This window comes from Streptomyces venezuelae (assembly GCF_008642295.1).
GTDB lineage: Bacteria > Actinomycetota > Actinomycetes > Streptomycetales > Streptomycetaceae > Streptomyces > Streptomyces venezuelae_C.
Genome location: NZ_CP029190.1, coordinates 5,117,615 through 5,143,798 on the forward strand (window position 1 = coordinate 5,117,615; position 26,184 = coordinate 5,143,798).

Consider the following 26,184-nt stretch of genomic DNA (forward strand, 5'->3'; position numbering starts at 1 on the left):
GTCAGGAGCCTCCGTCGTCGGTGAGCAGGTGGATCAGCTGGTGCGTGGCGTGCAGGGGTTCGTCGCCCTCCCAGGTGCGGGCGAGGGTTCCGACGGCGGAGAGTTCGCCGAGGAGCACTCCGCCGACGAGCCGGTCGCCGCGGACGACGACCTTGCGGTAGGTCCGGCGGGTGGCGTCGGCGAGGCGGATCACGTCGTCGCCGGGACCGGGGGTGGTCTGGCCGAAGGCGGCCAGGTCGATGCCGGTGGGGAGGGTGAGGCGGGTGAGGGCGCGGGTGCCGGTGTAGGTGCGGGGGGCGTTGGCGGTCACACCGCCGCCGGCGGCGGCGCCGTCCGGGGAGGCGGGCTCGCGGGCGCGGTCGGTCAGGAGGGTGGCCAGCACCTCGGCCTGTTCCAGGGCGGGCCCCGCCAGGCCGTACACCTGCCCGGCGTGCTCCGCGCAGTCGCCGATGGCATGGATGTGCGGATCGCTGGTGCGCAGTTCGTCGTCGACCAGGACGCCGCGGCGCACGGCGAGCCCGGCGGCCTGCGCCAGCCCCGTCCGGGGCCGTACGCCGCAGGCCAGCACCACCAGATCGGCGTCCAGCCGGTACCCGTCGGCGAGCTCGGCCCCGGTGACCCGGCGGCGGCCGGCGGACGGCTGTGTGCTGAGGCCGCGGACCCGGCACTCGGTGTGGATCTCCACGCCCAGGGCGGTCAGGTGGGCGTGCAGCAGTGCCGACGCCTCCGTGTCGAGCTGGCGTTCCATCAGGCGTTCGCCCTGCTGGGTGAGGACCACCTGGGCACCCCGGGCGGCCAGCGCCCGTGCGGCCGAGACGCCGAGCAGGCCGCCGCCGATGACCACCACCCGCAGCCCCGGCCGGACCGCCTCGCCCAGGGCCAGGCAGTCGTCCATGGTGCGGAAGGGGTGCACCCCGTCCGGCAGGTCCCGCCCCTCCGGTTCGAACAGGCCGCGCAGCGGCGGCAGCACCGGATTGGAGCCGGTGGCCAGCACCAGGGTGTCGTAGGGCTCCACCGAGCCGTCGTCGCCGTGCACCCGCCGCTCGGCCCGGTCGATCCGGACCGCCCGCACCCCGCGCCGCAGCCCCGGCCCGGCCGCCGGCAGCGCGGCGACCTCGGGGGCGTACCGGCCCGCGAGGACCTCGGCGAGCAGCACCCGGTTGTAGGGGGCGTGGTCCTCCTCGCCGAGTACGGTCACCACGGCGGGGGCGAGGCGCTGGGCGAGGCGGAGGCCGGCCAGGCCGCCGCCGATCACCACCACACGCTGTTGCGAGGTCATGGGACGAGCGTGCGTGCCTGCTGTTTCCCTGCCGCATCGCTCCTGTTACCCGGACGGAACGCTGGCCTCCCACCCCGGGTTAAGTGCCCGTGAGGCCTGACTCAAGCCCGGCTTAAGGATCTTCTGGTAGCCCGTGGGGGCGCCTAGCGTGCCTCGTATGCGCGATGCGGTGGGACGGATGAGGGCCTCAGTGGCCGGCGGGGCGGGGGCGGTCGTCCTGGTGTGGGCGGCCCAGGTACGGCCCTCCGCGCGGCTCGACGCCCTGTTCGCGACCGCCGCCCACCTGACCGGGCTGCTCGCCGGGTACGGGGTGCTGGTCCTGCTCTTCCTGATGGCCCGGGTGCCCGCCGTCGAGCACGGCGTCGGCGCCGACCGGCTGGCCCGCTGGCACGCCGCCGGCGGGAAACACGTCCTGCTGCTCCTGGGCGGCCACGGCCTCTTCGCCCTCCTCGGGTACGCCGTGCACGAGGGGCTCGACGTGCTCACCGCCGCCCGGGAGCTGCTCGGCTATCCCGCGCTCGCCGCCGCTGCCGCCGGCACCGGGCTGCTGGCCGCCGTGGGCCTCACCTCCGCCCGCGCCGCCCGCCGCCGGCTGTCCCACGAAGCCTGGCGGGGCGTCCATCTGCTGGTGTACCCCGCCGCCGCCCTCGGCTTCGCCCACCAGCTCGCCGGGCCCGATCTGGACCTGCTGGGCTGGTTCTGGGCCCTCGCCCACGCCACCGTCGCCGTGCTGCTGGTCTGGTACCGGGCGGTGGTCCCGGTACGGCAGGCCCTGCGGCACACGCTGCGGGTCGCCGAGGTCCGCGACGAGGGGCCGGGGGTGGTGTCCGTGGTCGTATACGGGGCGCACCTGGCCGAACTGCGTGCGGAGCCGGGCCAGTTCCTGCGCTGGCGGTTCCTGCACCGCCGGCTCTGGCACACGGCCCTGCCGTTCTCCCTCTCCGCGCCGGTCCGCGACGACACCCTCCGCATCACCGTGAAGGCGCTCGGCGGGCACAGCCGCCGGATCCGCCGGCTGCGGCCCGGCACCCGGGTGATCGCCACCGGCCCGTTCGGGGCGCTCACCGCGGCCCGCCGCACCCGCGCCAAGGTGCTGCTGATCGCGGGCGGGGTCGGGATCACCCCGATGCGCGCGCTGTTCGAGACGCTGCCCGGCGGGCCCGGGGAGCTCACCCTGCTCTACCGGGCCGGGGCCGAGGAGCACCTGGTGCTGCGGGCCGAGCTGGAGGCGATCGCGGCCGGGCGGCAGGCCGGGCTGCACTATCTGCTCGGCCCGTCCGACGGGGCGTACGACCCGCTCGCCCCGCAGGCGCTGCGCGCGCTGGTGCCGGACCTGGCCGAGCACGACGTCTACCTGTGCGGGCCGCCGGGGCTGGCCGAGGCGACCTCGGCGGCACTGCGCCGGGCCGGGGTTCCGGCGGGGCGCATCCACTCCGAGTGCTTCAGCTTCTGACCTTCGTTCCCGATCGTGAAGTTCCCCCGAGAGGCGGCTGTTTCATGCCCCATCCGCGCCACCCCCTGCACATGGCCGTGGCCGTGACCCCGCCGGATTCCGGCTGGGGCGCGCACGGCAGGGCGGCGCCCGGGCGGGCCCGGCACCGCAAGCCCTCCGCGCTGCCCGGCCTGCTGGCCGCCGTACCGCCCGCGCGGCGCCTGGCGGCCGGGCTCGGGCTGGCCAGTGTGCTCGCCGCGACCGTGCTGACGGCGGCCCTGGAACCGGCCGCTCCGGTGGCCCCGGACCGGGTCCCGGCCCGGGAAACCTCAAGCCTTGCGCAAGAAAACGGAGGTTGATGGGTGCTGCACCCATCTCCTTCATAGGGTCGGCCCGTGCCTGACATAACCCTGACGATGATCATCGTGCTGTGCCTGGTGGCCGCCGCCGCGGGCTGGATCGACGCCGTGGTGGGCGGTGGCGGACTACTGCTTCTGCCCGCCCTGCTGCTCGGACTGCCCTCCCACGTGCCGTACACGCATGCGCTCGGCACCAACAAGGCGGTGTCGATCGTCGGGACCACCGGCGCGGCCGTCACCTTCGCGCGCAAGGCGCCCGTCGATGTGAAGGTGGCGCTCCGGATCTGCCTGGCGGCGATGGCGGGCGCCGCCGCCGGCGCCCTGCTCGCCGGGTCCATCCCAAAAGAGGCCATGATGCCGGTGATCATGGTGGTGCTGCTGCTGGTCGCCGCCTTCGTGATCTTCCGGCCCTCGTTCGGGGCGGTGCCGGTCGACGGGCCCGTCACCCGGCAGCGGATGATCGCCGCGATCCTCCTCGCGGGCGTCGGCATCGGCCTCTACGACGGTCTGCTCGGCCCCGGTACCGGCACCTTCCTGGTGCTGATCCTCACCGGACTGCTCCGCCTCGACCTGCTGACCGCCTCCGCCACCGCCAAGATCGTGAACGCCGGTACCAACGCCGGTGCCCTCGTCGTCTTCGCCTTCCAGGGCGCGGTGATGTGGCAGCTGGCCGCCCTGATGGCGGTGTTCAACCTGGCCGGGGGGCAGGCCGGAGCCCGGATGGCCCTCAAGAAGGGCAGCGGGTTCGTCCGGATGGTGCTGCTGACCGTGGTGTGCGCGCTGGTGCTCAAGCTCGGCTGGGAGCAGTGGGCCTGACCGGCTCGCCCGCTCCCCGCGGGAGCCGGAGAGATGGGCGAAGACCACCACATTGCCGCGGTAGCCGGTGCCCGGTGAGAAGCCGCCGCCGCAGGTGATCACCCGGAGCTCGGCCCGGGGCGCCGGGCCGTACACCCGCTCGTCCGGGAAGGCCCGGGCGTCGTACACCTCGACGGCGTACACGGTGAACACGGCGGTACGGCCGTCCGCCCGCGGTACCTCGATGGCGGCCCCGCGGCGCAGCGCACCCAGGCGGTAGAAGACCGCCGGTCCGGTGGCGTGGTCGACATGGCCCGCGATGACGGCGGTGCCGGCCGCGCCGGGGGTGGTCCCGTCGCGGTACCAGCCGGCCAGGTCGCGGCGGGCCGGCGGCGGCACCTGGAGGCGGCCGTCGGGCTCCAGGCCGAGCCCGGTCAGCGGCGCATCCACCCCGATGGACGGGATCCGGATCCGGCTGGGCGGGGAACCGGGCAGCGGCGCGACCGCCCCGGAGCGGGCGAGCGGACCGGGCGAGCCGGACGGACGGGTCGGACCTCCGGGCGGTCCGGCGGGCGGACGCAGGGCTTCCGCGGGGGAGGGCTGGGGTGGCCGGACCTGCTCGGCCGAACCGCTGGTGACCAGCCAGACCCCGAGGCAGGCGGCGAGGACGAGGAGGCCGGCGCGACCGGCCGTCCGGGTGTCGCCTCCCATGGATGCCCCCTCGGTCTGGCGGTGGCGGCCGTCGCCCGGCCCCGCGAACGGGGGGGACCTCGCAGGGCGGGCGACGGGGGGGCGGTACCGGTCGGACCGCGGCCGGGGCCGCGGCGGGCGCCCGTCAGCTCCGCGTGCCGCTCGCCCGGCGACGCAGGAGCCAGGTACCGCCGACGGCGACCGCGGCCAGCACTGCCGCTCCCGCCGTGACCTTGGCGGGGTCGACGGTGGTGGTCGTACCGCCGCCGACTCCGGTCCGGACGTGGCCTTGGGGGCCACGGCTCTCGGTGACGACCAGATCGCCGGTGGCGAACGTGCCGTTGGCGCAGGTCGCGCCGATCTCGTAGCTGCCGGGGCGGGCATCGTGGGCCACCTGGAACTGCCCCACCACCACGTTCTCGTGGGTGCCCGGCAGCAGCCGGAACCGGCCGCCGCCGACGGTGGTGCCATCGCCGTCGGCCTGCCCGTCCGGCCCGCAGGCGCTGGTGTTCACCGTGACGGTGGTGCCGGGGGCGGCGGACCTCGGCCAGACCTCCAGCGGAGCGAAGTCCCCCGGGGCGAGCGGACCGGACAGCGCGACCGCACCCGTGACCGGCCCGGTGATCGCGGTCGCGGTCAGCGTGGTGGCGGTCAGCAGATGGGCGGTGTGTCGGCGCATGGGGGCTCCTCGCTCCTCGCACCCCGCTCCTACAGGACGCGGACGCGGGGCCGTGCGTCGATCTCAACCCGGCACTCCCCGGCGCGCCTGCTGATGCACCGTCACATCCGGCCGGTCATCCGCCCCGCGCCGACGTCCGCCCAGGTCAGCCGCAGGTCCCGGCCATCCGCCCGGCACCCGCCGTCCGGGTGAGAGGGGGCCCCGGGACCGGTCGCGGCGTTCGGGAGCGAGAATCTCACTGACGTTCCCGTCCGAGGAGGGATTCCTGTGGCATCGGTCGACCGGCCCGTACCCGAACCGCCGGCGGTGGCGGTCGTCACCGTGGCCACCACCGTGGATTCGGCGGAGGCGGCCCACGCGCTGGCCCGGGACGCCGTGGAGTCGCGGACCGCCGCCTGCGCCCAGGTGCTGGGCCCGGTCACCTCCGTGTACCGGTGGAGGGGCGAGGTCGAGACCGCCCGGGAGTGGCAGGTCCTGTTCAAGACCACCGCCGCCGGCTACCCCGCCCTGGCGGCCCGGCTGGCCGCCGGCCACCCGTACGACACGCCGGAGATCATCGCCACCCCCGTGGTGCACGGCAGCGCGGACTACCTCGCCTGGGTCGCGGCGGAGGTCGCACCGTGACCGACCCCGCCGAGCTGCCCTTCTTCGTGTACGGCACCCTGCGCCCCGGCGAGTACAATCACGCCCTGTTCCTGCGGGGCCGCACGGCCGCCGAGGAGCCCGCCCGGCTCCCGGACGCCCTGCTCTACCAGGGCCCCGGCTACCCGTACGCCGTGTACCACCCCGGCACCTCGGTCACCGGGGACCTGATCACCGCGGCCCCGGGGGTGTACCGGGAGCTGCTCGCCGATCTGGACCGGCTGGAGGAGTACCACGGGCCCGGCCGGCCGCGGAACGTGTACGACCGGGTGGCCGCGGAGGCCCACCGCGCGGACGGCAGCACGGTCCGCGCATGGGTCTACCTGGCGGCCCCGCCGGTGGCCCGCCGCCTGGCCGAGACCGGCCTGGCGATCCCCGGCGGCGACTGGCGGCACCGCAGCTGAACCGCGGGGACGGCGCCTGCCGCGGCCCCGACCGCTACAGCCCCGGCCGCTACAGCCCCGCCGCGCCCTGGGCGCGCAGCCGCAGCGCGTACTGTTGGAGCACCCACAGCTCCTGATTGACCGCCTGGTGCTGCTCCGCCTGGGTCAGCGGATTCAGCCGCGCGATGGAGCTGTTGAGCTCGTTGACCCGCCGTTCGACGGCCCGCAGCCGGACCGCCACCAGCTGTTGGCCGGCGTACAGCTCGTCCACCGACTTCGTGTGGACCGCCTCCACCGCCAGCTCGGTGATCATCGCGCGGACGGTGTCGTTCGGCGCCGCCTCGCGGACCCGCGCCAGGTAGCCCTCGCCGCCCTGCGCCGCCCCGCCAGCGTCCTGGACGGCCTGGCGGACCGCCGCGTACGGCGGGGCGGTGAACTCGTCCACCCCGTACGCATCGAAAGCCGGGGAGACCAGCTCGGGCCGCTGCAACGCCAGCTTCAGCAGCTCCCGCTCGGTCCGGTGGGCCGGGCTGCGCAGGTTCAGGGCCGGGCCCGGGGCCGCCGCGGCAGCCGGCGCGGCCGGCTCGTACGCCCGGCCGCGCTGCGACGGGCGCGCCGGGGCTCCGCCGGACCCGCCGGCCCCGCCCCGCTCCCGCGCCCAACGGGCCAGCTGCGCCACCCGCTTGACCACGAACTGCTCGTCCCGCACACCCAGCATCCCCGCCAGCTGAACCGCCGACTCGTGCTGGATCGCGATGTTCTTGATGTTGGCCACGACCGGCGCGGCCTCGTCCAGCGCCGCCGCCCGGCCCGCCGGGTTCTCCAGGTTGTGCCGGGCCACGATGTGCCGCAGCGCGAACTCGAACAGCGGAGTGCGCGAGTCCACCAGGCCGGCCACCGCCGCATCCCCCTCCGCGAGCCGCAGCTCGCAGGGGTCCATGCCACCCGGGGTGATCGCGATGGAGGTCTCCGCCGCGAACTTCTGGTCGTCCTCGAAGGCCCGCAGCGCCGCCTTCTGGCCCGCCGCGTCACCGTCGAAGGTGAAGATCACCTCGGCGGTGGCATTGTCCATCAGCAGCCGCCGGAGGATCTTGATGTGGTCGCCGCCGAAGGCCGTGCCACAGGTCGCGATCGCCGTGGTCACCCCGGCCAGATGGCAGGCCATCACATCGGTGTAGCCCTCGACCACCACCGCCCGCGAGGTCTTCGCGATCTCCTTCTTCGCCAGGTCGATGCCGTACAGCACCTGGGACTTCTTGTAGATCGCCGTCTCGGGGGTGTTCAGGTACTTGGGCCCGTTGTCGTCCTCGCGCAGCTTCCGCGCACCAAAGCCCACCACCTCGCCGGTGATGTCCCTGATCGGCCACATCAGCCGGCCGCGGAACCGGTCGATCGGCTTCCCGCTGCGGCTGTCCTGGGCCAGCCCGGACAGGATCAGCTCCTTGTCGCTGAAGCCCCGCCCGCGCAGGAACCGGGTCAGGTGGTCCCAGCCCGCCGGGCTGTACCCCACCCCGAAATGCGCGGCTGCCGCCTGGTCGAAGCCGCGCTCGGCCAGGAACTTCCGGCCGATCTCCGCCTCGGGGGACTCCAGCTGCTCCCCATAGAACTGCGCCGCCGCCTTGTGCGCCTCGACCAGCCGGATCCGCTCGCCGCGCCCGCTGGTCCCGGCGGTGTACCCGCCCTCCTCGTACCGGAGGGTGATGCCGGCCTGCCCGGCCAGCCGCTCCACCGCCTCCGAGAAGGAGAGGTGGTCGATCTTCATGATGAAGTCGAGGGTGTCCCCGCCCGCCTGGCAGCCGAAGCAGTGGTACAGCCCCTTGCTGGGGCTGACCTGGAAGGACGGGGACTTCTCGTCATGGAACGGGCAGAGACCCTTGAGGTTGCCGCCGCCCGCGTTGCGCAGCTGGAGGTATTCGGACACGACGGCGTCGATCGGGACCGCGTCCCGTACCGCCTTCACATCGTCGTCATTGATCCTGCCTGCCACGGGTGAATTCTACGGCCGGGGTGCGACAGACCCGTCAGGCGCCCTCACGCCCCGCGGCGGGTACCAGGGAGGCCAGCGGGACGGAGGGATCGGCCAGTGCCTCCCGGTCCACCGCCGCCGCCGACCGGATCAGCGCCTGGACGGTCTCCGTGACGTCCCACACGTTCATGTTCAGGCCCGCCAGCACCCGGCCCTGCGACAGCCAGAAGGCGATGAACTCCCGCTTGGCCGCGTCACCGCGGATCACCACCTGGTCGTAGGAGCCGGGCGGGGCGTACCCCGAGTACTCCAGGCCCACGTCGTACTGGTCGGAGAAGAAGTACGGCACCCGGTCGTAGCTGACCTCCTGGCCCAGCATTGCGCGGGCCGCGGCCGGGCCGCCGTTGAGCGCGTTCGCCCAGTGCTCGACCCGCAGCCGGGTGCCGAGCAGCGGGTGGTGGGCCGCCGCCACGTCGCCCACCGCGTAGACATCCGGGTCGGAGGTGCGCAGCGAGGCGTCCACCGCGATGCCGCCGCCGTGCGACCGGTCCACCAGGGCGAGCCCGGAGGTCTCGGCCAGCGCGGTGCGCGGGGCCGCGCCGATCGCGGCGAGCACCGCGTGCGCCGGGTGCTCCTCGCCGTCGTCGGTACGGGCGGCCAGCACCATGCCGTCCTGGCCGGTGATCTCCGTCAGCCGGGCGCCGAAATGGAAGCGGACCCCGTGCTCGGTGTGCAGATCGGCGAAGAGCCGGCCGAGCTCCGGGCCGAGCACCGCGTGCAGCGGTGTGGGCTCCGGTTCGACCACGGTCACCTCGGCGCCGTAGCCGCGGGCCGCGGCGGCCACCTCCAGGCCGATCCAGCCGGCGCCCGCGATCAGCAGGTGGCCGTTGTCCCGGCCGAGGGTGGCCAGCACCCCGCGCAGCCGCTCCGCGTGCGCGAGCCGGCGCAGGTGGTGCACCCCGGCCAGCCCGGTGCCGGGGATGTCCAGCCGGCGCGGTTCGGCGCCGGTGGCCAGCAGCAGCTTGTCGTAGTGGATCGCGGTGCCGTCGCCCAGCACCACCTTCTTGGCCTCGCGGTCCAGTTGTACGGCGGGCTGGCCCAGGTGCAGCTCGATGTCGGCGCGCGCGTACCAGCCGGGTTCGTGGACGAAGACGCTCTCGCGCTCCTCCTTGCCCTGGAGGTACCCCTTCGACAGCGGCGGCCTCTCATACGGGTGGTCGCGCTCGTCGCCGATCAGGATCACCCGGCCGGTGAAACCCTCCGACCTCAGTGTTTCCGCCGCCTTTGCCCCGGCCAGACCCCCGCCGACGATGACGAATGTCCGGTGTGCGTCGACCACCTGATGCCTCCTCATAACCTGTGCGTCACATGCGACCACATGCGAGCGTCCCGCACCGAGCCTGCCGCGTGAAGAGGACGTGGCCCGATCGGCTCACCGGGCGGCGCCGCGCGACCGGGCCGTCAGCCGGGTGTGCAGCGAGCGGGCGGCGGCGTCGGTGAGCGAGGCGATCTGGTCGATGACCGTGCGTTTCCTCGCCCGGTCGTCCGCCGCCGCGTCGAACAGGGCCCGGAACTGCGGGTCGAGTCCCTCGGGGGCGCGGGCCAGCAGCGCCTCGGCGAGTTCGGCCAGGACGATGCGCTGCTCGGCCCGGACCCGCTCCTGCTCCTCGCGCTGCATCACGTACAGGTCGGCGACCGCCTTCAGGACGGCGCACTCGTTGCGGATCTCCCGCGGAACCACCAGCTCGGCGGCGTACCGGGTCAGCCGGCCGCTGCCGTACGCCTCCCGGGTTGCGCCCTCGGCGCCCAGGCAGAACCGGCCGATCAGCTGGCTGGTGGCGTCCTTCAGCCGGGCCTGGGCGACGGCCGAGCCGTCGTACCCGTGCGGCCACCAGTCCTCCTCCATCAGCCGGTCGAGGGCCTCGCGCAGCTCCTCCGGGTCGGTGCCGGCCGGGACGTACCGGCCGATCGCCACCTGCCAGATGGCGCGCCGCTCCGGCTCGGCGAACAGCAGATTGGGGTCGAGGTGCCCGGCGTGCAGCCCGTCCTCGAAGTCGTGGACGGAGTACGCCACATCGTCGGCCCAGTCCATCACCTGGGCCTCGAAGCACTTGCGGTCCGCGGGCGCGCCCTGCCGCAGCCACTCGAAGACCGGCAGGTCGTCGTCGTACGCACCGAACTTGACCGAACCGGGGTCGGTGGGGTGGCCGCCGCGCGGCCACGGGTACTTGGTGGCGGCATCGAGGCTGGCGCGGGTGAGGTTGAGCCCGACACTCGCCGGCTCGCCGGTCCGGGGGTCGGGCACGAACCGCTTGGGTTCGAGGCGGGTGAGCAGCCGCAGGGACTGGGCGTTGCCCTCGAAGCCGCCGCAGTCCTTGGCGAAGTCGTTGAGCACCTCCTCGCCGTTGTGGCCGAACGGCGGGTGGCCCATGTCATGGGAGAGGCAGGCGGCCTCGACGAGGTCGGGGTCGCAGCCGAGGGCGGCGCCGAGCTCCCGGCCGACCTGGGCGCATTCCAGGGAGTGGGTCAGCCGGGTGCGGGGGCTGGCGTCCCAGTCGGGGGAGTACGTGCCCGGGGTGACGACCTGGGTCTTCCCGGCGAGCCGGCGCAGGGCGGCGGAGTGCAGCACTCGCGCCCGGTCGCGCTGGAAGGCGGTCCGGCCCGGGCGTTTGTCGGGCTCTGCGGCCCAGCGTTCGGTGGCGGACGGATCGTACGGGTCGTGCAGGGTGCCTTCCATGCATTGACGTTAACCGGAACGACCGACAAACCGGGATCAGGCCGTGACGAGTTCCAGGCCGGCGGGGGCGGTGGGGGTGGTGGGGGCGGCGGCCGGGGCGGCCAGGGCCCGGTCGTAGCGGTGCAGCAGCAGCCGGGCGAGCGCGGGGTGGTCGCCGAGCGGTCCGGCGGCCGGGCCGCCGCCGGCCGCGGCGGCGCTCTGGGTGGCGAACCGTCCGGGGGCGGCGAAGTAGGAGGCGACGGCCACCCGGTGGCCACGGGCGGTCAGGGCCCGGACGGCGTCGGGGACGGCCGGTGCGGCGGCGGAGGCGTAGCCGGGGACGACCGGGACCCCGCCGAGACGTTCGGAGAGCTGGGCGGCGGTGTGCCGGGCGTCGGTGGCGGCCTCGGGGTCGCGGGAGCCGGCGGCGGCCAGGACGACGGCGGTGCCGGGGGTCCAGCCGGCCTCCAGCAGCCGGTCGTGGAGGGCCTCGACGAGCAGCGGGTGCGGGCCGAGCGGTGCGGCGGTCCGGACCCGCAGGTGCGGGGCGCGGCGGGCGGCCTCGGGGAGGTCGCGCTTGGTGTGGTGGCCGCGGCTCAGCAGCAGCGGTACGAGCACGGCCGTGCCGCGCAGCTCGCGCAGGGTGTCGTCGAGCAGCGGGGCGTTCAGCTCGATGTGGCCGAGGCGGATGTCGAGGCGGGGGCGGAGCTCGCGGGTGCGTTCGAGGAGGGCGGTGACGGTGTCGAGGGCGCGCGGATCACGGCTGCCGTGGGCGACGGCGACGAGGGTGGGCATGCGGGGGCTCCGTTACGCCGGGCTCCGGGCGGGCGCAGACCGCTGAGCTGGGTGCCGAGTTGGGCGGTGATCCGGCTCAGCAGCTCGGCCGCACTGCCGAAGGGGAGGGGCTGGGGACACGGGAGGGCGGGTGGGGCGGGGGACTCGGGAGGGTGCACCGGCTCCGTCATGAACCGATCCTGACGGGCGCAGGTTGCCGGGCCGTTGCACGGGGGTGACGGGTGTTTTCCGGACGCTCACTCGGTCATTCGTACGAGTGAAAGGGGGCGGGGGCGGAACTGGGGGCCGGGCCCGCTCGTCCGATCTTGTGCAAGGGCAGGGGACTGACAGGTGGGGGCGGGCTATGGGCTGGGGCTGGCGTTGGGGCAGCGGCAAGGGCAGGGCCGGGGGCGAGGCCAAGGTCAGGGACAAGGCCGAGGTCAAGAGCAAGGGCAGGGCCGGGCGGCGGTGGGCCGTGCAGGCGGTGATGCTGGGCTGCGTGCTGGCGCTGCTGCCCTCGGCCTGGACCCACGCGGTGGCCGAGGACCGGCTGCACACCACGGCGGACGTGCCCGCCACCGAGGTCGCGATGGTGTTCGGGGCGGGGCTGCTGGGCGAGCGCCCCACCCCGTATCTGGCCCGCCGGCTGGACGCGGCGGCCGAGCTCTACCGGACCGGCCGGGTCAAGGTGGTCCTGGTCTCCGGGGACAACAGCCGCGAGGAGTATGACGAGCCGGACGCGATGCGGGCCTACCTGGTCTCCCGCGGGGTGCCGGACGCGCGGATCGTCAGCGATTTCGCGGGCTTCGACACCTGGGACTCGTGCGTGCGCGCCAAGAAGATATTCGGCGTCGACCGGGCGGTGCTGATCAGCCAGGGCTTCCACATACGCCGGGCGGTTGCGCTGTGCCGGGCAGCGGGCGTCGAGCCGTACGGGGTCGGCGTCTCCGACGTGCACGACGCGACCTGGTACTACGGCGGCGCCCGGGAGGTCCTGGCGGCGGGCAAGGCCGCGCTGGACGCCGTGTTCACCCCGGAGCCGACCTTCCTGGGGCCCAAGGAGCAGGGGGTGTCGCAGGCCCTGGGCGCTCTGGCAGACTGACCGCGCTATTCCGAATAGTCATATGACTGTCCGGTTGGGTCGAAGGTCAGAGGTGGGTATCCCGTGGCTGTTGCGGATCTGAGCGGCAAGGTCGTCGTCATCACCGGTGGGGCTCGCGGGCTCGGCGCGGCGGCGGCGCAGGCCGTCGTGGACGGCGGCGGCAGGGTGCTCGTCACCGATGTGCTGGAGGAGGAGGGCGCAGCCCTGGCCGCCGGGCTCGGCGCATCCGCCCGCTTCCTGCGGCACGACGTCACCAGCGAGACCGACTGGCAGGCCGCCCTGGACCACGCGGTGGCCGAGTTCGGTCGGCTCGACGGCCTGGTCAACAACGCCGGCATAGCCACCGGCCGGTTCCTGGAAGAGGAGAGCGTCGAGCACTTCCGCCGCTGCCTGGAGATCAACCTGGTCGGGGTGTTCATCGGCATCAAGACCGCCGTCCCGCTGCTCAGGGCGGCCGGCGGCGGCTCGATCGTCAACATCTCCTCCGCGGCCGGCCTCACCGGCCTCGCCCTGACCGCCGGGTACGGAGCCTCCAAATGGGGTGTCCGCGGCCTGTCGAAGATCGGGGCGGTGGAGCTCGCCGAGGCGAAGATCCGGGTGAACTCGGTCCACCCCGGCATGACCCTGACCCCGATGACCGCCCCGGTCGGCATCCGGACCGGTGAGGGCAACTTCCCCGGCGCCCCGATGGGCCGGGTCGGCGTCCCCGAGGAGATCGCCGGGGCCGTCGCCTTCCTGCTGTCCGACGCGGCCGGATACATGACCGGCGCGGAACTCGCCGTCGACGGCGGCTGGACCGCCGGCCCCACGGTCGGCCACCTCACCGGCGGACACCCCGCCCGCTGAGGCGGAACACCCCCGCTCTTAACGCAAGCCGAGGGCGGGCGTAACACCCGCGCCACACGCTGGGCCCATGCACACCACCGCGACCCACTGCCCGTACTGCGCACTCCAGTGCGGCATGAACCTGCGACCCGCCGCCGGGGAAGCCGGGGAATCGGCGGTCGAAGTGGTGGAGCGCGAGGACTTCCCCGTCAACCGGGGAGCGCTCTGCGGCAAGGGCCGCACCGCTCCCGCCCTGCTCTCCTCCCGGGTGCGCCTGACCGAGCCGCTGATCCGCACCCACGCCACCGGCACGCTCGAACCGGCCACCTGGGAGGAGGCCCTCGACGCCATCGCCGAAGGCCTCGGCCGCACCCGCCGCGCCCACGGGCCGGACGCGGTCGGCGTGTTCGGCGGCGGCGGCCTCACCAACGAGAAGGCCTACGCCCTGGGCAAGTTCGCCCGGGTCGCCCTCGGCACCTCGCAGATCGACTACAACGGCCGCTTCTGCATGTCCTCGGCCGCCGCCGCCCACCAGCGGGCCTTCGGCCTGGACCGCGGCCTGCCCTTCCCGCTGGAGGACATCCCGCGCACCGGCTGCGTCATCCTGGTCGGCTCCAACCTGGCCGAGACCATGCCGCCCGCGCTGCGCTACCTCACCGAACTGAAGGAGAACGGCGGCACGCTGATCGTCATCGACCCGCGCCGCACCCGCACCGCCGCCCAGGCCGATCTGCACCTGGCCCCCCGCCCCGGCACCGATCTGGCCCTCGCCCTCGGCCTGCTCCACCTGGTCGTCGCCGAGGGCCACACCGACGAGGCCTTCATCGCCGAGCGCACCACCGGCTGGGAGGAGGCACGGGCCGCCGCCATGGCCCACTGGCCGGAGCTGGTCGAACGCATCACCGGGGTGCCCGTCCCCCGGCTCCGCGAAGCCGTCTCGATGTTCTGCACCCCCTCCAGCGCCATGGTGCTCACCGCCCGCGGCCCGGAGCAGCAGGCCAAGGGCACCGACACCGTCTCCGCCTGGATCAACCTCTGCCTGGCCACCGGCCGGGCCGGCCGCCCCCACTCCGGCTACGGCTGCCTCACCGGCCAGGGCAACGGCCAGGGCGGCCGGGAACACGGCCAGAAGGCCGACCAGCTCCCCGGCTACCGCAAGCTCACCGATCCGGCCGCCCGCGCCCATGTGGCCGCGGTCTGGGGCGTGGACCCCGACTCCCTGCCCGGCCCGGGCCGCAGCGCGTACGAACTCCTCGACGCCCTCGGCGGGGACGTCCGCGCGCTCCTCCTGATGGGTTCCAACCCGGTGGTCTCGGCCCCGCACGCCTCCCGCATCGAGGACCGCATCCGCTCCCTCGAGTTCCTGGCCGTCGCCGACGTGGTCCTCTCCGAGACCGCGGCCCTCGCCGACGTGGTCCTCCCGGTCACCCAGTGGGCCGAGGAAACCGGCACCACCACCAACCTCGAAGGCCGTGTCCTGCTCCGCCGGCAGGCCCTCACCCCGCCCCCCGGCGTCCGCAGCGACCTGCACGTCCTGCACGGCCTGGCCGCCCGCCTGGGCATCGACAAGGGCTTCCCGGAAGACCCCGAGGAAGTCTTCGCGGAACTCCGCCGGGCCTCCGCCGGCGGCCCGGCGGACTACTCCGGCATCTCCTACCGCGCCATCGAGGAGCACCAGGGCGTCTTCTGGCCCTGCCCCGAGGACACCCCGGGCCCCGGCACCCGCCGCCTCTTCCTGGACCGGTTCGCCACCGACGACGGCCGCGCCCGGTTCATCCCGGTCGCCCACCGCGAATCCGCCGAACTCCCCGACGCGGACTACCCGGTCCTCCTGACCACCGGCCGGGTGGTCTCCCAGTACCAGTCCGGGGCCCAGACCCGCCGCGTGCCGGAACTCAACGCCGCCGCCCCCGAGGCCTTCGTGGAAATCCACCCCCGCCTGGCCGACCGGATCGGCGCGGTCGAAGGCGCCCCACTGGCCGTCACCTCCCGCCGCGGCCGGGCCGTGGCCCCGGCCCGCATCACGGACACGATCCGCCCGGACACGGTCTTCATGCCGTTCCACTGGCCGGGCGAAGGCCGCGCCAACACCCTCACCAACCCGGCCCTGGACCCGGTCTCCCGAATGCCGGAGTTCAAGACCTGCGCAGTCCGCGTGGAACCGGCGGACGCTGCTGCCGGTTCCTAGGGGCGTTCCTCGGACGGATGTCGCCGGACGTGTGTGCGAAAGGCATCGGAGTTCCGGTCAGCGGGTAACCATCCGGTCACGCACCGGACTCAGAAAGTGCTCGCACGCCCCTCGTGGCGGCGATGTGCCGTGCCCCACACTGAGTTGCGGTGCTTGAGTCCTCGGAGCCCTGGAGGTCGCCCCCGTGCAGACCCAGATCCTGACCGAAACCGCAGAGCACACCGCTGCCGCACATGCCCCAGACGAGCCCGAGGTCGAGGCCGTGGACGATGACGAGCCGCAGCCCCTCGAGCCGCTCGAGCCGCTGGAACTGATCGAGCGGATGCCCGAGCCACGTCGGCGCGCCGACAGCGGCAGCGGGGGCGGGGGACCGTCCGCCGACCTGTTCCGGCAGTACCTGCGCGAGATAGGCAGGATTCCGCTGCTTACCGCGGCGGAGGAAGTGGAGCTGGCCCGGCGGGTCGAAGCCGGGCTGTTCGCCGAGGAGAAGCTCAGGCTGACCCCGGATCTGGATTCGCAGCTCGCCGTGGACCTCGACAAGCTCGTCGTCATGGGCCGGATGGCCAAACGCCGGCTCATCGAGGCCAACCTGCGGCTCGTCGTCTCCGTGGCGAAGCGGTACGTCGGACGCGGACTCACCATGCTGGACCTCGTCCAGGAGGGGAACCTCGGACTCATCCGGGCCGTCGAGAAGTTCGACTACGCCCGCGGCTACAAGTTCTCCACCTACGCCACCTGGTGGATCCGGCAGGCCATGTCCCGCGCCCTCGCGGACCAGGCCCGGACCATCAGAGTGCCCGTCCATGTGGTCGAGCTCATCAACCGGGTGGTCCGGGTCCAGCGCCGGATGCTCCAGGAGCGCGGGTACGAGCCCACCGCCGAAGAGGTCGCCCTGCACCTGGAACTGACCCCCGAACGGGTCAGCGAGGTCCTCCGGCTCGCCCAGGAACCGGTCTCGCTGCACGCCCCCGTGGGGGAGGAGGACGACGTCGCCCTCGGGGACCTCATCGAGGACGGGGACGCCGCCTCGCCCGTCGAGTCCGCCGCCTTCTTCCTGCTGCGCGAACACCTGGAGGCCGTGCTCTCCACGCTCGGCGAGCGGGAGCGGAAAGTGGTCCAGCTCCGGTACGGGCTGGCCGACGGCCGCCCCCGCACCCTGGAGGAGATCGGCCGCATCTTCGGGGTCACCCGCGAACGCATCCGGCAGATCGAGTCCAAGACCCTCAACAAACTCCGCGACCACGCCTTCGCCGACCAGCTGCGCGGATACCTGGACTGACGGAGTCGACAGACTCAGGGGGGAACGACCATGGGGCAGCACACCCGACGGGCAGCAGGCATCGCGGCGATGGCGCTGGCCGTCGCGCTGGTTCTGGCCGGCTGCGAGGAGCCGTCCCCGGATCCGAAGCCCGGCCGGTCATCCACCTCGGACGGAGGTGCGAAGCCCACCGGGAAACCGGATCCGAAGCCGAGCCGGAAGAGCACTCCGCCCACATCGCCGGGGCCCGAGGACTCGCCGAGCCCCGAAAAGCCGTCGCCGACACCGTGGGTGCCGAAGGGGCCGGCCAGGCTCGCAGGGTGCGGCACCCATGCATCCGGCTACCAGTGCTCCTTCCGAGGGTCCAACTTCGAACCCGGCGAGAAGATCCGCCTGAACCGGGACGGCGGCAACACCGGCGGGAACGTCCTCACCGCCGACGAGAACGGCGAGTTCGCCATCGACCTGGTCAGCAGCACCCCCTCGGGCACCTACACGTACGTCGCCCACGGGCAGCGCTCCAACCGCCGGGCGACCGCCGAGGTCCGGATCATCCCGGGCCTCTGGGGCTGAGGCCCGACCACCACAGGGGCGGGGGCCCGGTTCCACCACCGGACTCCCGCCCCCCGCCCCTCGCCCGGCGGGATCAGTCGACCTCGGCGACCGCCTGCGCGAACTGCGCCGCGTACAGCCGGGCGTACGCCCCCTCGGCCGCCAGCAGTTCCTCGTGGCCGCCCTGTTCCACGATCGAGCCGTTCTCCATCACCAGGATCACGTCCGCGTCGCGGATCGTGGACAGCCGGTGGGCGATCACGAACGAGGTCCGGCCGTGCGACAGCCGCGCCATCGCCTTCTGGATGAGCACTTCGGTCCGCGTGTCCACCGAGCTCGTCGCCTCGTCCAGCACCAGGATCACCGGATCTGACAGGAACGCCCGCGCAATGGTGATCAGCTGCTTCTCACCCGCGCTGACCCCGGTGCCCTCGTCGTCCAGCACCGTGTCATAGCCCTCCGGCAGGGTACGGACGAACCGGTCCGCGTGCGCCGCCCGCGCCGCCGCCTCGATCTCCGCCCGGGTCACCTCGCGCGAGGCGCCGTACGCGATGTTCTCCGCGATGGTGCCGCCGAACAGCCACGTGTCCTGGAGCACCATGCCGATCGCGCCGCGCAGCTCCTCGCGGGTCATCTTCGCGATGTCCACCCCGTCCAGCGCGATCCGCCCGCCGGTCACCTCGTAGAACCGCATCAGCAGATTGACCAGGGTGGTCTTGCCGGCACCCGTCGGACCGACGATCGCGACCGTGTGCCCCGGCTCGACCGTCAGCGACAGGTCCTCGATCAGCGGCCGGTCCGGCTCGTAGCGGAAGGCCACCTTGTCCAGGGTCACCTGGCCGCGGATCTTCTCCGGGCGCTCCGGAACCACCGCGTCCGGCTCCTGCTCCGCCGCGTCCAGCAGCTCGTACACCCGCTCGGCCGAGGCCACCCCCGACTGCACCAGGTTCGCCATCGACGCCACCTGCGTCAGCGGCATCGAGAACTGCCGCGAGTACTGGATGAAGGCCTGCACATCACCGATCGACAAGGTGCCCGAGGCCACCCGGAGCCCGCCGACGACCGCCACCAGCACATAGTTGATGTTCGAGACGAACAGCATCACCGGCTGCATGAGACCGCTGACGAACTGCGCCTTGAAGCTCGCCCGGTACAGCGCCTCGTTCTCCTCGGCGAAGGCCGCCGCCGATTCCCGCTGCCGGCCGAACACCTTCACCAGGGTGTGCCCCGAGTACATCTCCTCGATATGGGCGTTCAGCGTGCCGGTGGTCTTCCACTGCGCGACGAAGTGCGGCTGCGACCTCTTGCCGATCTTCGCGGCGATGACCACGGACAGCGGCACGGTCACCAGCGCGACCAGCGCCAGCAGCGGCGAGATCCAGAACATCATCGCCAGCACGCCGACGATGGTCAGCAGGGAGTTCATCAGCTGGCCCAGGGTCTGCTGCAGGGTCTGGCCGATGTTGTCGATGTCGTTGGTCGCCCGGCTCAGCACCTCGCCGCGCTTCTGCCGGTCGAAGTACGACAGCGGCAGCCGCGACAGCTTCGCCTGGAGCTCCTCGCGCATCCGGTACACGGTGCCGTTCATCACATGGTTCGACAGCCGGGTCGCCACCAGCATGAACAGCGCGGCCAGCGCGAAGACCACCAGCGCCGAGACCGCCACCGTGCCGACCGCACCGAAGTCGATGCCCTGCCCGGGGGTGAAGTCGGTGCCCGACAGCATGTCGGCCGTGCCGCCCTCGCCCCTGGCGCGCATCTCCTCCAGGGCCTGCTCCTTGGTGAGCCCGGCCGGCATCTCCCGGCCCACGATCCCCGCGAAGACCAGGTCGGTGGCCTCGCCGAGGATCTTCGGGCCGATCACCGTCATGGCCACGCTGCCCACCACGGCCAGCACCATGCCCCACAGCTTCGCCCGGTCCTTGGCGATCTGCCGCAGCAGCCGCCTGCCCGAGTTCTTGAAGTCGAGGGCCCCCTGGCCCGAGGACCCCATCATCATCCGTCCGCCGGGCCCGCTCATGCGGCTTCCGCCTCCGTCAGCTGGGAGAGCACGATCTCCCGGTAGGTCTCGTTGCCGGCCATCAGCTCGTGATGCCGGCCGACGCCCACGACCTGGCCCTCGTCGAGGACCACGATCCGGTCGGCGTCGCGGATGGTCGACACCCGCTGCGCGACGATCACCACGGTCGCGTCCTCGGTCTCGCGGGCCAGCGCCGAGCGCAGCGCCGCGTCCGTCGCGTAGTCCAGGGCCGAGAAGGAGTCGTCGAACAGGTAGATCTCCGGCCGCTGCACCAGGGTGCGGGCGATCGCCAGACGCTGCCGCTGACCGCCGGAGACATTGGTTCCGCCCTGGCTGACGGGCGCCTCCAGGCCGCCCTCCAGCTGCTCCACGAACTCCCTGGCCTGCGCCACCTCCAGGGCCTGCCACAGCTCCTCGTCGGAGGCGTCCGGGCGCCCGTACCGGAGGTTGGAGGCGATGGTCCCGGAGAACAGGTACGGCTTCTGCGGAACCATGCCCACCGTCCGCGCCAGCAGGTCCGGATCGATGCGCCGTACGTCCTCCCCGTCGACCAGCACCTCGCCGCCGGTCGCGTCGAACAGCCGGGGCACCAGCCCCAGCAGGGTGGACTTGCCGCTGCCGGTGGACCCGATCACCGCGGTGGTCTCACCGGGCCGGGCCACCAGGTCGACCCCGCGCAGCACCGGGGCCTCGGCCCCCGGGTAGCGGAAGTCGGTGCCGCGCAGCTCCAGCTGCCCGCGCCTTGCGAGGGTGCGCACCGGGTCGGCGGGCGGGACCACGCTGGAGGAGGTGTCGAGCACCTCCTGGATCCGCTCCGCGCACACCTCGGCGCGCGGCATCATCATGAACATGAAGGTGGCCATCATCACGGACATGACGATCTGCAGCAGATAGGCCAGGAACGCGGTCAGCTGGCCGATCTCCATGCCGCCGCTGTCGATCCGCATGGCCCCGAACCAGACCACGGCCACCCCGGCGACGTTGATCACCAGGATCACCGTCGGGAACATCAGCGCCAGCCAGCGGCCGGCCGCCAGCGAGACCTCGGTGAGGTCCTCGTTGGCCCGGCGGAAGCGTTCCTTCTCGTAGTCGTCGCGGACGAAGGCGCGGATCACCCGGTTGCCGGTGATCTGCTCGCGCAGCACCCGGTTCACCGTGTCCAGCCGCTCCTGCATCTGCCGGAACAGCGGGCGGGTCTTCATCACGATCGCACCGACCGCGATGCCGAGCACCGGCACCACCGCGACCAGCACGCCCGACAGCGGTACGTCCAGCGAGAGCGCCATCACGATGCCGCCGACGCACATGATCGGCGCCGACACCACCAGGGTGAAGCCCATCAGCACCAGCATCTGGACCTGCTGCACGTCATTCGTGCTGCGGGTGATCAGCGAGGGGGCCCCGAACTGCCCCAGTTCCCGCGCGGAGAAGCTCTGGACCCGGCCGAACACGGCCGCCCGGACGTCCCGGCCGAGCGCCGCCGCGGTCCGGGCGCCGTAGTAGACGGCACAGACATTGCACACCAGCTGCACCAGCGACACCGCGAGCATCAGGGCGCCGAAGCCCAGGATGTAGCCGGTGTCGCCGTGGACGACACCGTTGTCGATGATGTCGGCGTTCAGCGTGGGCAGGTACAGGCTGGCACTGGTCTGGAACAGCTGGAGCAGCACCAGCAGGCCGATGGGTTTCCGATACGGACCGAGGTGCGTCCGTAGAAGTTGTATGAGCACGCGCAGGCTCCGGGTCGGCAAGATCGGGGGTCCACCCCATCTTCGACCACCCGTGTCCCGATACCCACCGCTTTTGGCAAAGCCGGTCCAAAAGCCGGACCGGACCCGGACCGTGGACCTACGCACCCACGCCTACGCCGTGAAGGCTCCGGGGTGCACCGACTCGCGGGTGGCCGCGTACTGCTGCCGCACCGCCTGCCAGGCCGGCAGCAGCTCCTCGTCCACCTCCAGCACCCGGGCCGCGGCCGGAGGCCAGACCGGCGGGGTGTGCGGGGCCAGCGTGCCCTGCGCCACGCCCAGCGCCCAGGCCGCCTGCCGGGCCGCGCCCAGCGCCGCGTAGTCGGCCGGCTCCGGCACCACGATCTGGGTGCCGAACAGCCCCGGTGCCGCGGCCTGTACGGCGGGCAGCTCGGCCGCCGCGCCCAGCAGGAACACCCGCCGGATCTCCACCCCGCGGGTGCGCAGCACGTCCAGCGCGTCCACCAGCCCGCACAGCATGCCCTCGAAGGCCGCCTGCGCCAGGTGCTCCGGCTTCATCGAGTCCCGGCGCAGCCCGGACAGGGTGCCGGCGGTGTGCGGCAGGTTCGGGGTCCGCTCGCCCTCCAGGTAGGGGAGGAGTACGAGGCCGTGGGCGCCCGGGGTGGACTGCAGCGCGAGCTCGCTCAGCCCCTCCAGATCGGTGCCCAGCAGTTCGGCGGTGCCGCGCAGCGTCCGTACCGCATTGGAGGTGTTCACCACCGGCAGGTGCAGGCCGGCCGCGTCGGCCAGCGAGGTGATCAGGCCGCCCGGCTCCGACAGCGCCTCGTGGTGGACGGCCATCACCGATCCGGAGGCGCCCAGCGAGACCACCGCGTCGCCCGGTCCGAGGCCCAGCCCCAGCGCGGCGGCCATGGTCTCCCCGGTTCCGGCGGAGATCAGCAGTCCCTCCGGGGTGGTGCCGGCGGCTTCGGCCGGACCGAGCACCTCCGGCAGCATCGCCCGGTGCCCGAGGGCCAGCTCGACCAGGTCGGGCCGGTAGGAGCCGGTGGCCGCCGACCAGTAGCCGGTGCCGGAGGCCCCGCCCCGGTCGGTGGTGCGCCGGGCCGGCCGGCCCAGCAGCTGCCAGACCAGCCAGTCGTGCGGCTGCATCAGCACGGCGACCCGGCGGGCCGCATCGGGTTCGGTCTGGGCCAGCCAGGCCAGCTTCGCGATGGGCTGCGGATGCTGCGGGACGGACCCGACCGCCTCCACCCAGCCGGCCCGGCCGCCGAGCCGCTCCACCAGATCCGCCGCGGCCACCTGGGCCCGCTTGTCGTTGCCGACCAGGGCCGGCCGGACCAGCGCACCCTGTGCGTCCAGCGGCAGCAGCCCGTGCCCCTGCGCGGAGACCCCGATGGCCTGGACCCCTTCGAGCAGCCCGCCGCCGGCCGCCTCGCCGAGCGAGAGCAGCCAGGCCTGCGGGTCGATCTCGTGCGGGCCCGGGCCATGGGGGTCATCGGCCGGCAGCGGATGGGGTGCGTACCCCTGGCGGAGCACCGCCCCGGTGTCCGTGTCGCAGACGACGATGCGAGTGAAGGCGGAAGAGCTGTCCAGCCCGGCGACTATCCCCATGCGGAGAATTCTGCCGCACCCCGCGCACCCTCAGGTGACTCAGGTGTTGCTGGTTCCCCAATCGTCCTCGGCTCCCTGCCCCCGGTCGCGCAGCGACCGCACCCGCTGGGTCACGGAGGCCGGCATGTGGTCCCCGACCTTGTCGCTCACCGTGGCGAAGGCCTTCCCGGCGAACTGCCGCGAGGTCTGCCCGGCCTGCTCGGCCGCGTTGCGGACCGCCGGGTTCTGCGCCAGCTCCCGTGCGGACTTCTTCATCTGCTCGTACCGCTCCCGCCCCGCCCGTGTACCGAGGACGTAGCCGAGGGCCAGTCCGGCGGCGAACGTGACCTTGTACCGCATGCCTGCCACCCTTCGTCGAGTCGGTGCCCGGCCTGCTGTCGATACCGATTGGCGGAGCACCCCCCTGCTTGCGCTAATCTATGTCTCGCAGCGAGCGACCGCCCCCCGGCAAGGCCGGAGGAGGGCTGTTCGGTGCAACGCAGCAATCCCCTGTAGCTCAATTGGCAGAGCAGCCGGCTGTTAACCGGCAGGTTACTGGTTCGAGTCCAGTCGGGGGAGCGCGATCCCCTGTAGCTCAATTGGCAGAGCATTCGGCTGTTAACCGGAGGGTTGCTGGTTCGAGTCCAGCCGGGGGAGCGGTGAAGAAGAGGACCCCCGAGTGGGTCCTCTTCTCGTTTCCGTTCATTTTTTCCGCCCGGCATGGAACCGGGCAGCCCTCAGCGCGGTCTCTCTGGACGGACGAAGCCGATCATGCGGGGCAGCCGGAGCAGGAGATCGTATGAGCGGCTATGCTGCGGCAGACGGCGCGCACACATGTACGCGCCACGCCGTGGAGGGGCGGTAGCTCAGCCGGTTAGAGCAGCGGACTCATAATCCGTCGGCCGTGGGTTCGAGTCCCACCCGCCCCACTGCAAGCCGCAGGTGAAGAATCGTTTTCACCTGCGGCTTTGTCATTGGCGCGACTCGGGTGCGGACACGGGTGGCCGGGAGGGGGCGTTCTTGTGTGGCTCCGGGTACGGTCGGTGACGAAGCGGGTGATATCGCCCGCTGCCCCTTGAGGAGACCGGGGTGATGGCATGCCGTACGAGCCGGAGCCGCGGCGGGATCCGTTCGGCGAGACCCGCTGGCCGATGGCCGGTGCCGTCGTCGTCGCCATGGCGCTGCTCCTGCTGACGCCCGACGACCTGCGCCTGGGGCCCCGCTGGCTGCTCCCGTGCATCGAAGGGCTGCTGCTCGTGACGCTGATCGCGGGCGACCCCGGCCGGATCAACCGGCGCTCGGCCGTTCTGCGCTTCGTGTCGATCGCCCTCGTCGGTGTGCTGGCCGTCAGCGCCATCTGGTCGACCGTCAGGCTGGTCGACGACCTCATCCACGGCGGGGCCGAGACGAACTCCGCCACCGGGCTGCTCCAGGCGGGCGGCGTCGTCTGGGCCTCCACCGTGCTGGCGTTCTCCCTGCTGTACTTCGAACTCGACAGCGGCGGAGCGGCGGCCCGGGCCCACCGGATGCCCGCCACCCCGGAACTCGCCTTCCCCCAGCAGCTCAACCTCGACCTGAACGCCGTGCACTGGCGCCCCCGGTACGTCGACTACCTCTACCTCGGGCTCACCAACTCCACCGCCTTCAGCCCCACCGACGTCATGCCGCTGGCCCCCTGGGCGAAGATCGCCATGGCCGTACAGTCCCTTGTCTCGCTGCTCATCCTCGGGCTCGTGATCGCCCGAGCCGTGAACGTCCTCGCCTGAGAGCGGGCCCCGCCGTGGGCCGCAGGTGAAGGATCGCTGTCACCTGCGGCTTCGGGTCAGAAGGCCTCGGTGGTGTCCGCCAGGTGGCGGAGGACGTCCGTGAGGTCTCCTCTGCGGGCGTAGGCCGCGCGCTGGCGGTGGGCGCCGGAGCCGTCACGCAGGAGAGCGGCCAGGGTGGTGGCGGCGTGGTCCAGGTCACCGGCCGCCGCCAGTTCCGGGGCGATGTGGTCGAGCAGGGCCTCCGCGAGGTCCGCCGCGGGGAGCTCGGTGCCCGTGTAGGGGTCCAGGCCGAAGCCCTCCAGGCCGTCGTGGGCGGCCCGCCAGCGGGCCAGCCGCAGTACCTCGTCCCGGGCCTCCGGGGCCGGGTGGTGCCCGGCGATCTCGCGCAGCGCGGTCGCGACCAGGGCGCGGGCCAGTTCGGCCTGGAGCACCGCGGTCTCGATGTCCGGGGACATGTCGGGCGCCCGGATCTCGAGCGTGGGCCAGTTCCCGGACGGGCGGAGGTCCCAGTAGACCATCTTGGTGTCGAGCGCCGCCCCGGAGCCGAGCAGGGTCTGGACCGAGCGCCGGTAGTGGGCGGTGGAGGTGAAGTGCGGCGGCAGGCCCGCCGAGGGCCAGGCGGACCAGGCCATGGCCCGCCAGCTGGCGTGGCCGGTGTCGCGGCCCTGCCAGTACGGCGAGTTGGCGGCCAGCGCGATCAGCGTCGGCAGCCACGGGCGGACCCGGTTGGCCACGGCCACGGCGGTGTCCACGTCGAGGGTGCCGATGTGGATGTGCCGGCCGCAGCCGACCAGGGTGTCGGTGAGGGCGCCGAAGCGGCGGTGCTGTTCGCGCTGGCGCGGTTCGTCGTCGGTCAGGTGCAGGGGCCCGTCCAGGGCCACCACCGGAGAGGGGCTGGCGAGCAGCCGGCAGCCGTGCGTCCGGGCCGCCTTGGCGAGGGAGCGCCGCAGCGCGCCGAGTTCCTCGCGGAGGGTCGTGGCCGAGTCGGCGATGGGGGTGGAGATCTCCACCTGGTACCGGGTTCCCTCGGCGTGCAGATGGTGCGGTTCCCCGCCGGCGGTGGCGAGGACGAGCGGGGCGGCCGGGACCACCTTGAAGGTCCGGGCGTCGACGAGGAGGAACTCCTCCTCCACCCCGACCGTGAGCGGAACGGCGCCGGCCCGGCCGCCGGCCCGCCCGATGGTGCGAAGAGTGTTGCTCGCGGTTCCTTTGCCAGGTTCGATCACTGCGCCTCCCTGGACATACGAGTCTTTTCATCATGAGCTGAGCGCCAGGTGGGGAGCGCACGCCGATTCAGTCAAATCTCCAGGAACCATGGCGGGTTACCGGCCCGGAGTGGCCGGCTCCGCGACCCAGGGGTCCGGTGGGGTGACTGGTGCCGCTGGGTGCCGGGCCGTGCGGCCGGGCCGTGCGGGGTGCCGTGGCGTGCGGCCGGCCCGGCCCGGGCCGGGCGCCGACC

The 26,184-nt window shown here is 73.2% G+C and carries 21 protein-coding genes, 3 tRNA genes and 2 pseudogenes; 14 read left to right on the top strand and 12 right to left on the bottom strand.

Annotated features, from left to right (window positions below; all coding sequences use genetic code 11):
• Position 1: 1 nt before the first annotated feature.
• Positions 2-1,279, bottom strand: coding sequence for an NAD(P)/FAD-dependent oxidoreductase (locus DEJ50_RS22980; RefSeq protein WP_150209922.1), 1,278 nt, complete (start codon positions 1,277-1,279; stop codon positions 2-4).
• Positions 1,280-1,457: 178 nt separating this feature from the next.
• Here DEJ50_RS22980 and DEJ50_RS22985 point away from each other — a divergent pair, with 178 nt between their 5' ends.
• From DEJ50_RS22985 to DEJ50_RS22995, 3 genes are read left to right on the top strand one after another with little or no spacing between them, the layout of a single operon-like run.
• Complete coding sequence (locus tag DEJ50_RS22985; protein ID WP_223837874.1) at positions 1,458-2,732, top strand: ferric reductase-like transmembrane domain-containing protein; 1,275 nt, start codon at positions 1,458-1,460, stop codon at positions 2,730-2,732.
• A gap of 44 nt (positions 2,733-2,776) precedes the next feature.
• Entirely contained in the window at positions 2,777-3,070 is a 294-nt protein-coding gene (locus DEJ50_RS22990) for a hypothetical protein (RefSeq protein ID WP_150209925.1), read from the top strand.
• A gap of 36 nt (positions 3,071-3,106) precedes the next feature.
• A complete protein-coding gene (locus DEJ50_RS22995; protein ID WP_150209927.1) occupies positions 3,107-3,886 on the top strand; it encodes a sulfite exporter TauE/SafE family protein in 780 nt (259 codons plus the stop codon).
• Positions 3,887-3,904: 18 nt separating this feature from the next.
• Here the strand turns inward: DEJ50_RS22995 and DEJ50_RS23000 are convergent.
• Both DEJ50_RS23000 and DEJ50_RS23005 read right to left on the bottom strand, forming a co-directional pair.
• Positions 3,905-4,576, bottom strand: a pseudogene (locus tag DEJ50_RS23000) (class F sortase); the annotation flags it as partial.
• Positions 4,577-4,700: 124 nt separating this feature from the next.
• Positions 4,701-5,234 carry a hypothetical protein gene (locus tag DEJ50_RS23005; RefSeq protein ID WP_223837875.1) on the bottom strand — a complete coding sequence of 178 codons (534 nt, stop codon included), beginning with the start codon at positions 5,232-5,234 and terminating at the stop codon, positions 4,701-4,703.
• A 267-nt stretch (positions 5,235-5,501) separates the two neighbouring features.
• Between DEJ50_RS23005 and cutA the strand changes: the two genes are divergently transcribed.
• Both cutA and DEJ50_RS23015 read left to right on the top strand, forming a co-directional pair.
• Positions 5,502-5,858 (top strand): divalent-cation tolerance protein CutA, encoded by a 357-nt coding sequence (gene cutA, locus DEJ50_RS23010; RefSeq protein WP_223837876.1) that lies wholly within the window; start codon positions 5,502-5,504, stop codon positions 5,856-5,858.
• A complete protein-coding gene (locus DEJ50_RS23015; RefSeq protein ID WP_150209929.1) occupies positions 5,855-6,280 on the top strand; it encodes a gamma-glutamylcyclotransferase family protein in 426 nt (141 codons plus the stop codon). The genes cutA and DEJ50_RS23015 overlap by 4 nt, the downstream gene beginning before the upstream one ends.
• A gap of 49 nt (positions 6,281-6,329) precedes the next feature.
• On the opposite strand, the gene dnaG is transcribed toward DEJ50_RS23015, so the two are convergent.
• From dnaG to DEJ50_RS23035, 4 genes and pseudogenes are all read right to left on the bottom strand, one after another.
• Positions 6,330-8,246 carry a DNA primase gene (dnaG, locus tag DEJ50_RS23020; RefSeq protein ID WP_150209931.1) on the bottom strand — a complete coding sequence of 639 codons (1,917 nt, stop codon included), beginning with the start codon at positions 8,244-8,246 and terminating at the stop codon, positions 6,330-6,332.
• 34 nt (positions 8,247-8,280) lie between these two features.
• Positions 8,281-9,564 (bottom strand): NAD(P)/FAD-dependent oxidoreductase, encoded by a 1,284-nt coding sequence (locus DEJ50_RS23025; protein ID WP_150209933.1) that lies wholly within the window; start codon positions 9,562-9,564, stop codon positions 8,281-8,283.
• Between the two features lie 93 nt (positions 9,565-9,657).
• Positions 9,658-10,962, bottom strand: a complete 1,305-nt coding sequence (locus DEJ50_RS23030; RefSeq protein WP_150209935.1) for a deoxyguanosinetriphosphate triphosphohydrolase — start codon at positions 10,960-10,962, stop codon at positions 9,658-9,660.
• 36 nt (positions 10,963-10,998) lie between these two features.
• Positions 10,999-11,906, bottom strand: a pseudogene (locus tag DEJ50_RS23035) (sirohydrochlorin chelatase).
• 296 nt (positions 11,907-12,202) lie between these two features.
• On the opposite strand from DEJ50_RS23035, the gene DEJ50_RS23040 reads away from it, so the two are divergent.
• The 5 genes from DEJ50_RS23040 to DEJ50_RS23060 all read left to right on the top strand — a co-directional run bounded on the left by DEJ50_RS23040 (position 12,203) and on the right by DEJ50_RS23060 (position 17,661).
• Complete coding sequence (locus DEJ50_RS23040; RefSeq protein ID WP_223838156.1) at positions 12,203-12,817, top strand: vancomycin high temperature exclusion protein; 615 nt, start codon at positions 12,203-12,205, stop codon at positions 12,815-12,817.
• Positions 12,818-12,880: 63 nt separating this feature from the next.
• Entirely contained in the window at positions 12,881-13,663 is a 783-nt protein-coding gene (locus DEJ50_RS23045) for a glucose 1-dehydrogenase (protein ID WP_150209940.1), read from the top strand.
• A 67-nt stretch (positions 13,664-13,730) separates the two neighbouring features.
• Positions 13,731-15,830 (top strand): molybdopterin oxidoreductase family protein, encoded by a 2,100-nt coding sequence (locus DEJ50_RS23050; RefSeq protein WP_150209942.1) that lies wholly within the window; start codon positions 13,731-13,733, stop codon positions 15,828-15,830.
• A gap of 169 nt (positions 15,831-15,999) precedes the next feature.
• Positions 16,000-17,109 (top strand): RNA polymerase sigma factor, encoded by a 1,110-nt coding sequence (locus DEJ50_RS23055; protein WP_223838158.1) that lies wholly within the window; start codon positions 16,000-16,002, stop codon positions 17,107-17,109.
• Positions 17,110-17,139: 30 nt separating this feature from the next.
• Entirely contained in the window at positions 17,140-17,661 is a 522-nt protein-coding gene (locus DEJ50_RS23060) for a hypothetical protein (protein WP_150209946.1), read from the top strand.
• Between the two features lie 73 nt (positions 17,662-17,734).
• Here the strand turns inward: DEJ50_RS23060 and DEJ50_RS23065 are convergent, their stop codons facing one another.
• From DEJ50_RS23065 to DEJ50_RS23080, 4 genes are all read right to left on the bottom strand, one after another.
• Positions 17,735-19,660 carry an ABC transporter ATP-binding protein gene (locus DEJ50_RS23065; RefSeq protein WP_150209947.1) on the bottom strand — a complete coding sequence of 642 codons (1,926 nt, stop codon included), beginning with the start codon at positions 19,658-19,660 and terminating at the stop codon, positions 17,735-17,737.
• A complete protein-coding gene (locus tag DEJ50_RS23070) occupies positions 19,657-21,390 on the bottom strand; it encodes an ABC transporter ATP-binding protein (RefSeq protein WP_150209949.1) in 1,734 nt (577 codons plus the stop codon). Before DEJ50_RS23070 ends, DEJ50_RS23065 begins: the two co-directional genes overlap by 4 nt.
• A gap of 132 nt (positions 21,391-21,522) precedes the next feature.
• Positions 21,523-22,980: an FGGY family carbohydrate kinase gene (locus DEJ50_RS23075; RefSeq protein WP_150209951.1), complete on the bottom strand. Its 1,458-nt coding sequence runs from the start codon at positions 22,978-22,980 to the stop codon at positions 21,523-21,525.
• 39 nt (positions 22,981-23,019) lie between these two features.
• Positions 23,020-23,319 (bottom strand): YtxH domain-containing protein, encoded by a 300-nt coding sequence (locus tag DEJ50_RS23080; RefSeq protein ID WP_150209953.1) that lies wholly within the window; start codon positions 23,317-23,319, stop codon positions 23,020-23,022.
• A gap of 146 nt (positions 23,320-23,465) precedes the next feature.
• On the opposite strand from DEJ50_RS23080, the gene DEJ50_RS23085 reads away from it, so the two are divergent.
• The 4 genes from DEJ50_RS23085 (at position 23,466) to DEJ50_RS23100 (ending at position 24,725) form a co-directional block, all read left to right on the top strand.
• Positions 23,466-23,538 (top strand) — tRNA-Asn (locus DEJ50_RS23085).
• 5 nt (positions 23,539-23,543) lie between these two features.
• A tRNA-Asn gene (locus DEJ50_RS23090) sits at positions 23,544-23,616 on the top strand.
• A gap of 198 nt (positions 23,617-23,814) precedes the next feature.
• Positions 23,815-23,888: transfer RNA gene (locus tag DEJ50_RS23095), tRNA-Ile, on the top strand.
• A gap of 168 nt (positions 23,889-24,056) precedes the next feature.
• The gene (locus DEJ50_RS23100; RefSeq protein ID WP_150209955.1) at positions 24,057-24,725 is read left to right on the top strand and encodes a hypothetical protein; all 669 of its coding nucleotides are present in this window, start codon (positions 24,057-24,059) and stop codon (positions 24,723-24,725) included.
• A gap of 56 nt (positions 24,726-24,781) precedes the next feature.
• Here DEJ50_RS23100 and DEJ50_RS23105 read toward each other — a convergent pair whose 3' ends face one another.
• On the bottom strand, positions 24,782-25,951 hold the full coding sequence (locus tag DEJ50_RS23105; protein WP_150209957.1) for a glutamate--cysteine ligase: 1,170 nt from the start codon (positions 25,949-25,951) through the stop codon (positions 24,782-24,784).
• Positions 25,952-26,184 lie beyond the last annotated feature (233 nt).